We start from the raw sequence: 9,390 nt of genomic DNA, 5'->3' as shown, positions 1-9,390 counted from the left end.
TACATCATTTTTAAATGATGTATGCCTTTTTATATTGTTGATAGACAACTATTTTACCGAAAGTAAACAATAATCCTAAATATCTTAATATAAACAAAAATATAAAGCCAAAGAAAAATAACATCAGTTTTGTGTTATCCAAAACGAAACTTACATTTGTTTGTAAGACGGGCAATACAAGCTTAACATAATTAAAGCAATTGTCTATATATATTCTTTTATCGCTCTTATCCACATCAAAAAAAACTTTGTTGTTTTGTGTCGGTGCAAACAAAAACAAAACATCTTTTGCAATATTATTACATACCGTTTTTACTACATTTTTTGCATGATAAAACAAATCGCACTCTATTTCCATAATTTCAGAAATAGATGTTTTATTTCCCATATCCGAATAAAATTTATCAAATAAATTTATAACAGATAAATCTATCGTCGAGAAAAGGATAAAAAACGATAAAGCACATTTTAAAATACTTTTCATACATTTTAAGTATAGCACTTGAAAGCATTTTTATCAATATTTTTTATTGATTTTTCACATATTTTTTTTCAAAATAAAAAGCACTCCTTTTTTTTGTAAAAAAGAGTGCCTTTTTTCAGCTTTTTATAAAACTTTTTATTTTTTGTTAATAAGAGCCGCTTTTATGAAATTCGCAAATAATGGATGCGGTCTTGTAGGTCTTGATTGGAATTCGGGGTTAAACTGAACGGCAATAAACCAAGGATGATCTTTTATTTCAACAATTTCAACATATTTGTTTTCATCAGAGGAATAACCGGATACTATAAGACCTTTTTCTTCCAAAGTTTTAATATATTCTTTATTTACTTCGTAACTGTGTCTGTGTCTTTCGCTTATAACATCTTTTTTGTATATTTCATAAGCTTTTGAATCTTTTGCTATATCACATTTCCAAGAACCGAGTCTCATTAAATGACCGTCTTTGTTTTTTGCATTTGTGTGTATTATAACGGGTGTTTTTGCATTTTTATCGATATTCAAAGAATTTGCATCTTTTAATCCGCAAACATTTCTTGCGTATTCGATAATAACACTCTGCATACCTAAAGATATACCGAAGAACGGAATTTTGTTTTCTCTTGCATATTTTATTACATTAAGTTTTCCTTCCAATGTTCCGCCGCTGTCTCCGTCCGGAGAAATAATTGCATTCACATCTTTCAAATCGTGTTCCAAGTGTTGAGAATCGGTATCAACATATTTTATTTTAACTTCCGTAACATTTATTGCGCCGCCGTGTTTTAATGCTTCAAAAACACTCTTATAAGAATCTTTCAATTCTATAAATTTACCTGCAATTGCAACGGTAACCTGATGTTCCGGACATCTGCAGTTATGTATCATATCGTTCCATTGTTTCAAATCAATCGGTTTTGCATCAAGTTTTAAATATTTTACTATTAAATCGTCTATTTTGTTCTCGTGCAATTGAACCGGAACTTCATAAATTGATGTTTGAACATCTCTTTCTTCGATTACGGCATCTCTTTCCACATTACAGAACAATGAAATTTTATCTCTTATTTCATCCGTCAAATGCTGATCCATTCTGCAAAGAATTATCGAAGGTTCTATTCCTATTTCTCTCAATTTTTGAACACTGTGCTGTGTAGGTTTTGTTTTAAGTTCTTCGGATGCCTTTATATACGGAATTAATGTTACATGAACATAAAGAACATTTTCTCTTCCGATATCGTTTCTGAATTGTCTTATTGCTTCCAAGAAAGGTAATCCCTCTATATCTCCGACTGTTCCCCCTATTTCCACCATAACAACATCACTGTCACCTGCAACGGCTTTTAATCTTTCTTTTATTTCATTTGTTATATGCGGAACAACCTGAACGGTTTTTCCCGCAAATTTTCCTTCAATTTCGTCGTTTAAAACTTTTTGGTATATTCTTCCGGATGTAACGGTATTTACCTTTGTCGTTTCCTGGTCTATAAATCTTTCATAATGTCCCAAATCCAAATCGGCTTCCATACCGTCTATGGTAACAAAAACTTCTCCGTGTTGCATAGGAGACAAAAGTCCGGGATTTATGTTCAAATAAGGATCACATTTTAAAATATTTACTTTTAATCCTCTTGCTTTTAACAAGCACGCAATTGATGCTGCGGTAATACCTTTTCCGACGGAAGAAATTACTCCTCCGGTAACAAAAATGTATTTCGTCTTCATTTTATAAGCTCCTTTTTTACTCTTTTATATATTTAATTATTTAAGTGCTTTTTTTACTTTTGCAACATCTTCAAGCACATTGACATCTTGAAGATCTTTACTCGATATAATAACTTTTATTTTTTTGCCCTGTTCCAATGCTCTTAATTGTTCCAAACTTTCAACAATTTCAAGTTTTGTTTGTTTTGATTTCGTAAATTCGCAAACAAACTTTTTTGTATATCCGTATACACCTATATGTTTATAATATTCGGCTTTACTCTTATTTTTTTCGTCTCTTAAAAAAGGTATAGGATATCTTGAAAAATACAGTGCATAGTGATTCTTATCGAAAATTACTTTTACGGTGTTCGGATTTGCAATATCATCCGTCGGTTTCATTTTATAAGCAACAGTCAAATATTCAAGTTTTTTGTCTTTTTTAAATTCTTCAACCATTTTTTCTACAAGTTTTTTATCTATTAAAGGTTCATCACCCTGAACATTGATAAAAACATTGCAGTTTTTCAAATATTTATTTGCGACATAAGCAACTCTGTCTGTTCCGCTTTTCAAATTTACCGGAGTCATAAACACATTATAACCTGCGGATTTTACCGTATCAAAAATTCTTTTGTCGTCGGTAGCAACGGCAACACAATCCACTCCCTTACATTTTGAAACTTTACTTACAACATGAAGTATAAGAGGTTTATTGTTTATTAAAAACAAAGGTTTGCCGGGAAATCTGCTTGATGCATATCTTGCAGGAATTACAACTGCCGTCTTCATATATTTTTCCTTTCTCTAATTGCTAATTAATAATTTCTAATTACTAATTACTAATTGTCTTTGTTATTTTCTGTTAAAATTTTTTATCGTTTTTATAATTTCTTCTATTGTAACCGTTGCCGTACCTACTTTACCCACAACAACGCCTGCAGCGAAATTTGCAATTTCGGCTGCTTCGACGAGTTTCCATTTTGCTGCCAATGCAAGTGTCATTGTTGCAATAACAGTATCTCCGGCACCGGTAACATCGTAAACTTCTTTTGCTCTTGTAGGAATATGTGTAATTTTACTTTTCTCTATTACAGTCATACCCTTTTCACCTCTTGTAATAAGAACTGAATCCGATTGTAACAATTTCAATATTTTTTTACCGAGATTTGCAATATCGGCATCCGTTTTTATTCCCTGATGTTGAGCATTCATACCTTCTATGGCCTCTTTTGTATTAGGAGTCATACAAGTTATATGTTTATATTTTTTGAAATTTTCTACTTTAGGATCAACAGTTACGGGAATTTTTTTCTTTTTTGCAATGGTTATAATTTTTTTCAACACTTTGTCGGTTACTATACCCTTTGCATAATCGGAGATAATTACTCCGTCTACTTGTTTCATAACATAATCGATACTTTTTAAAATATTTTCTTCTGTTTTCCCGGAAAAAGCACCTTTTATTTCTTTATCCACTCTTACAACCTGCTGATTTGATGCAATTATTCTTGTTTTTAGTGTGGTGGGTCTTTGTTTATCTACAACTATATAATTTGTGTTAATTTTTTTATCTTCGAGCATTTCTTTCATATGTAAACCGTTAAGATCGTCACCTATAACAGTAATAATATATGCTTTTGCCCCTAAAGATGTTATATTGCTTGCGACATTTCCCGCACCGCCCAAAGTTTCGGTTTCACTTTTAACTTCTACAACGGGAACAGGTGCTTCGGGAGAAATTCTTGAAACTTTTCCCCAAATAAATCTGTCGACCATTGTATCACCGACAACCAAGATTGATTTATTCTTTAAACTTAACACTTTTTTTAGCAAATCCATACATACTCCTTAAAAACTCTCAAAGCGATTTTTCTATACCTCTATTCCTCTAATCTTCCATTCCTCAAATTTTTGCTTTGCAAAAATTTAAAGGTAGCTTTTGTTTTTCAAATAACTGCAATAATCTTTTATGGAATCTTCAAGTTCCATAAATTTATGATTGCAACCTGCTTTTCTTATTTTATCCATTTTTGCTTCGGTAAAATATTGATATTTTCCTCTTAAAATTTCGGGCATATCAAAATATTCTATATTGGTTTGTTTACCTACCGCAGCAAACATTGATCTTGCAATATCGTTCCAACTTCTTGCTTTGCCCGTTCCGATATTGAACAATCCCGTATTTTTAGGATTATTTAATAAGAACATCATAACTTCAACAACATCTTTTATATAAACAAAATCCCTTAACGAATCACCGTCACCGTATTTACTGTTATAAGATTTAAATAATCTTATTATTCCTTTCTGCGCAACATCGTCATAAGTTTTACAAATAACACTTTTCATTGTTCCTTTATGATATTCGTTAGGTCCGAACACATTAAAAAATTTTATTCCGGTAACTTTATCGTTGTATTTGTTTCTTAAAAGCCATAAATCAAAAAGTTGTTTCGAATAACCGTACATATTAAGAGGAGCAAGTTTGTCTATATCGCATTGATCGTCGTATCCGTTTTCTCCGTTACCGTAAGTTGCCGCGGATGATGCATATATAAAAGGAATTCCCAGTTCCATTGCCCACAATGCAAGAGTTTTAGAATATTCAAAATTATTATGAATATAATAATTCGCGTCTGTTTGTGTAGTTGAACTGCATGCTCCGAGATGAACTATCGCCTGCGGTTTTTGAATTTTTTTATCTTTTACGGCTTGAATAAAATCTTCTTTTTGCATATAATCATAAAATTTTTTACCTACGAGATTTTTCCATTTTTCGCCGTTATCAAGATGATCTACGACTAAAATATCGTCTATCTTTTCTTGATTAAGTTTCCATAAAAAACAACTTCCTATAAAACCTGCACCACCGGTAAGAATTATCATACTAAAACCTCATTTTTTATTTTATAAAGAATATTTATATAAAAAACTTAAGAAATTTACAATGCTTTTCCTTGAGCAAATTTTTCTATAACTTTTTGTGTGAGTTTTACACCTTCTTTTAAATCGTTTATATCAAATACCGATGTTGAAGAATGAATATACCTTGTGGGAACACTTAATATTGCGGTAAGTATTCCTGACCTGTTCATATAAATAACGGCACCATCTGTCATACCGCCGCTTACAATATCTACCTGATGTTTTATATTATTTTCTTTTGCGGTATCTATCATAAGTCTTCTTACTTTGTTGTTAACTATCGTTCCCCTGCCGCTTGCCTCTATCATAGTTATTGCTATACCGTCTCCTATTTTTAAGGATGAAAGTTTATCGTCTATTCCCGGAACATCACCGGCAATTGTCGTATCGAGAATTATCGCAAAATCCGGATCTATAGCAAAAGAAGATGTTCTTGCACCTTTTAACCCTACTTCTTCCTGAGCTGTTGCAACCGCATAAACTTCGGCATCTACGGGAGCAAGAGTTTCCATAACTTTCAACATTTCATAACAACAAGCTCTGTTATCTACGGCTTTACCGTAATATACATTTTTATTTAATTCTCCGGAATTCGGTTCAAATATTATTTGGTCTCCTATTTCAACTTTTTCCAAAACTTCTTCTCTTGTTTTACAACCTATATCGATAAACATATTTGTATATGAAACTAATTTCTTACTTTCTTCTGGAGTCATCAAATGCGGAGGTTTTGTACCGATTACACCTACAACATCACCTTTTTTGGCTTTTATTACAACTCTTTGTGCAGGAATAACCATATCGGCAATACCGCCGACTTTTATAAAGTATATAAATCCTTCTTTCGTCACATGTTTTACAGCAAAACCTATTTCATCCATATGAGCGGCAATCATTATTTTTTTACCGCCTTTACCTTTTCTTGCGATAACATTGCCGAAATTATCGATTTTTACCTCATCACAAGATTTCGATAGTTCCCTTTTCATAATTTCCGCAACAGCTTCTTCACATCCGGAAATTCCCGGAGCTTCCAACAGTTCTTTCAATACTTTGTCCATTTTAGTCCTCTATATTTATATTTCTAATTGCTTTTATTCTGTCCAAAACAGGCGGATGACTATATTCCATAAAAACTTTCATTTTATGCGGAGTAAGATTAGAAAGATTATCAACAGAAAGTTTTTTTAATGCTTCTACCATCGCTTTAGGATTTTTATAAGTCGTTACAGAATATCTGTCTGCTTCATATTCATATTTTCTCGATATAACATTTTGTATTACCGATAAAAACATCGATATCGGTGTGTACAAAAATCCGAAAAATATTAATGCTCCGTAAACGGAAATATGTTGCATTTTAAATGCCGCAAAAAGTCCTTCGTTTCCTATAAACAAAGATAACAAGAAAAATATTATTACTGTGTTTACAAACGACATAATCATAAATTTATGAATATGACCTTTTTTATAGTGTCCCATTTCATGTGCCAAAACAGAAACAAGTTCTTGTGTTGTATGTTTCGCTATTAAAGTATCAAACAAAACTATTCTTCTGAATTTTCCGAAACCCGTAAAAAATGCATTTGTTTTATTTGATCTTTTTGAACCGTCCATTTTATAAAGACCTTTCATTTTAAAGTTTTGCTCTTTTGCATATTTTTCAAGTTCCGTTTTTAATTCTCCGTCTTCCAGCGGCACATATTTGTTAAATAGCGGCATTATAAAAACAGGAGCTATAAATGTAATTAAAAGTTCAAACAAAATAACGGTTATTGAAGCATATATCCAAGCAAGAGAACCGTATTTAGCAAAAAACATTACAATAACGGCAAATATCGGTAAACCTATAACAGCGGTCAAAAATAAATTTTTTATTATATCGGATATAAATGTTTTTATCGTTGTTTTATTAAAACCGTATTTTTCTTCTATAACGAATGTATTGTATGCCGAAAAAGGGATTCCTGTTATTTCAAGCAACAAATATAATACGGCAACAAATATAAGTCCAGTAAGTATTTCACCAAAACCGAAACTTCTTGCGAATAAATCAACATAATTAAATCCGCCGACCAAAATAAAAACTATTGATATTATTAAAGATATTGTTGATGAAACAAAAGAAAATTTTGTTCTGTCTTTTAAATAATTTTGAGATTTTTTATATTTCTCTTCGTCGTAATATCCGATAAACTCTTCCGGCAAATCTTCTTTTAAGTTTTTTGCATTAAGATAATCCGATATCGAACTTATTGTAAAAGATAACAACAAAAAAACAATTATTATAATCAAGTACATATTTTATTCCAATCTTCTATTCTTCCAATCTTCTAATCTTCCAACCTATCCTTCATACTTAAAAAATACCGCTGCCAAAGGAGGCAACGCAATTTCTATTGTATAAGGTCTTGCATGCGTGGAATAATCTTTTGTATTTACTCCACCCAAATTTCCTATATTACTGCCGAAATATGCTTCGGAATCACTGTTTAAAATTTCTTTCCAATATCCCGCTTTGGGAACACCAACTTTATAACCGTATTTCGGAACAGGATTAAAGTTGCAAACACAAACTATCACATCTCCCGTAGAAGGAGATTTTCTCAAGAAACTTAAAACGGTGTTTTCGGAATCGTTACAATCTATCCATTCAAAGCCGTTCCAACTGTTATCGTCTTCAAACAATGCCAATTCGTTCTTATAAACGGCATTTACGTCTTTAACCCATCTTTGCATACCGGAATGTTGCCAGAAACACAAAACATGCCATTCCAAACTCATATCGTGAGACCATTCTCTTTTCTGTCCGAACTCTGCTCCCATAAACAAAAGTTTTTTGCCGGGATGTCCGAACATATAACCGATTAAAAGTCTTAAATTCGCAAACTGTTGCCACTCATCGCCCGGCATTTTACCGATAAGAGAACCTTTACCTTGCGTAACTTCATCGTGCGAAAAAGGCAAAACAAATTGTTCGGTAAACGCATACAACAAACTGAAAGTTAAATTTGTATGTCTGTATTTTCTGAATATGGGATCTGTTTTAAAATATCTTAAAGTATCGTTCATCCATCCCATATTCCATTTAAAACCGAACCCCAAACCTCCCAAATACGTAGGTTTGGAAACCATCGGCCATGCGGTAGATTCTTCGGCTATCATTTGAACATCGTTATGATTTTCATATACAACATGATTTAATCTCTTCAAAAATTCTATTGCATCGATATTTTCTTTTCCGCCGTATTTATTCGCCACCCATTCACCGTCTTTTCTCGAATAATCAAGATAAAGCATTGATGCAACAGCATCTACTCTTATACCGTCGACATGATATTTATCCAACCAAAATAATGCGGACGATATTAAGAAATCTTTTACTTCATTTCTTCCGTAATTAAATATTGCACTCTTCCAATCGGGATGAAACCCCAATCTTCTGTCGGAATGTTCGTATAAGTATGTTCCGTCAAAGAAAGAAAGTCCGTGCTGATCCATAGGGAAATGCGACGGAACCCAATCCAATATTACACCTATACCTGCCTGGTGCAATAAATCTACCAAATACATTAAATCCTGCGGAGTTCCGTATCTGCTTGTAGGAGCGAAATATCCGGTAGTTTGATATCCCCATGAAGCATAAAAAGGATGTTCCATTACGGGCAAAAACTCGACATGCGTAAAATTCATTTCAACACAATAATCTCTAAGTAACGGAGCTATTTCCCTGTAAGATAACATTCTGTTATTTTCTTCCGGCTTTCTTCTCCAAGAACCCAAATGAACTTCATATATCGACATAGGAGACTTCATACTGTTCTTTTTATATCTTGTATTCATCCAATCTTTATCGTTCCATGTATAAGAAAGATCCCAAACTTTAGAACCCGTTTTTTGAGGAGTTTCGCAATGGAAAGCATACGGATCGGCTTTTTCAACGGAATAATTGTTAAAGTTGGAAACTATGAAATATTTGTAAGTATCACCTTGTTTTAAGAAAGGAATAAAACCTTCCCATATACCGGAAGAGTCTCCTCTGGGATTTAACGGATGTGAATATTTATCCCAATAGTTAAAATCACCTATTACGGAAACATGTTTTGCATTAGGTGCCCAAACGGCAAAATAAACACCGTCTTTTCCTTCGTAATTTACGGGATGAGAACCCAACAAATTATAAAGTTGAAAATGGCTCCCTTCTTTAAAAAGATAAATATCCTGCTCTGAAAACAATGAAAAAGGTCTTACATAATTTTCCATAATTTTATCCTTTA

General features: G+C 32.5%; 8 protein-coding genes. All 8 read right to left on the bottom strand.

Going from position 1 to position 9,390, the window contains the following annotated elements; genetic code table 11:
- Nucleotides 1–10: 10 nt before the first annotated feature.
- The 8 genes from B2Y85_RS00675 to glgB all read right to left on the bottom strand — a co-directional run bounded on the left by B2Y85_RS00675 (nt 11) and on the right by glgB (nt 9,376).
- Nucleotides 11–484: a hypothetical protein gene (locus B2Y85_RS00675; protein ID WP_372518543.1), complete on the bottom strand. Its 474-nt coding sequence runs from the start codon at nt 482–484 to the stop codon at nt 11–13.
- A 135-nt stretch (nt 485–619) separates the two neighbouring features.
- Nucleotides 620–2,206 (bottom strand): CTP synthase, encoded by a 1,587-nt coding sequence (locus B2Y85_RS00670; protein ID WP_372518542.1) that lies wholly within the window; start codon nt 2,204–2,206, stop codon nt 620–622.
- Nucleotides 2,207–2,242: 36 nt separating this feature from the next.
- Nucleotides 2,243–2,977: a 3-deoxy-manno-octulosonate cytidylyltransferase gene (gene kdsB, locus B2Y85_RS00665; RefSeq protein WP_372518541.1), complete on the bottom strand. Its 735-nt coding sequence runs from the start codon at nt 2,975–2,977 to the stop codon at nt 2,243–2,245.
- Nucleotides 2,978–3,040: 63 nt separating this feature from the next.
- A complete protein-coding gene (rfaE1, locus tag B2Y85_RS00660) occupies nt 3,041–4,027 on the bottom strand; it encodes a D-glycero-beta-D-manno-heptose-7-phosphate kinase (RefSeq protein WP_372518540.1) in 987 nt (328 codons plus the stop codon).
- A gap of 87 nt (nt 4,028–4,114) precedes the next feature.
- Nucleotides 4,115–5,074, bottom strand: coding sequence for an ADP-glyceromanno-heptose 6-epimerase (gene rfaD, locus B2Y85_RS00655; protein WP_372518539.1), 960 nt, complete (start codon nt 5,072–5,074; stop codon nt 4,115–4,117).
- A gap of 56 nt (nt 5,075–5,130) precedes the next feature.
- Nucleotides 5,131–6,174 (bottom strand): M42 family metallopeptidase, encoded by a 1,044-nt coding sequence (locus tag B2Y85_RS00650; RefSeq protein WP_372518538.1) that lies wholly within the window; start codon nt 6,172–6,174, stop codon nt 5,131–5,133.
- A gap of 1 nt (nt 6,175) precedes the next feature.
- Entirely contained in the window at nt 6,176–7,414 is a 1,239-nt protein-coding gene (locus tag B2Y85_RS00645; RefSeq protein ID WP_372518537.1) for a M48 family metallopeptidase, read from the bottom strand.
- Nucleotides 7,415–7,459: 45 nt separating this feature from the next.
- Nucleotides 7,460–9,376, bottom strand: coding sequence for a 1,4-alpha-glucan branching protein GlgB (glgB, locus tag B2Y85_RS00640; RefSeq protein ID WP_372518536.1), 1,917 nt, complete (start codon nt 9,374–9,376; stop codon nt 7,460–7,462).
- Nucleotides 9,377–9,390: the final 14 nt, after the last annotated feature.

Source organism: Candidatus Ruminimicrobiellum ovillum (assembly GCF_002392975.1).
GTDB lineage: Bacteria > Elusimicrobiota > Endomicrobiia > Endomicrobiales > Endomicrobiaceae > Ruminimicrobiellum > Ruminimicrobiellum ovillum.
Note: the sequence above shows the minus strand (reverse complement) of the source record. Positions and strands in the feature narration are given on the sequence as shown.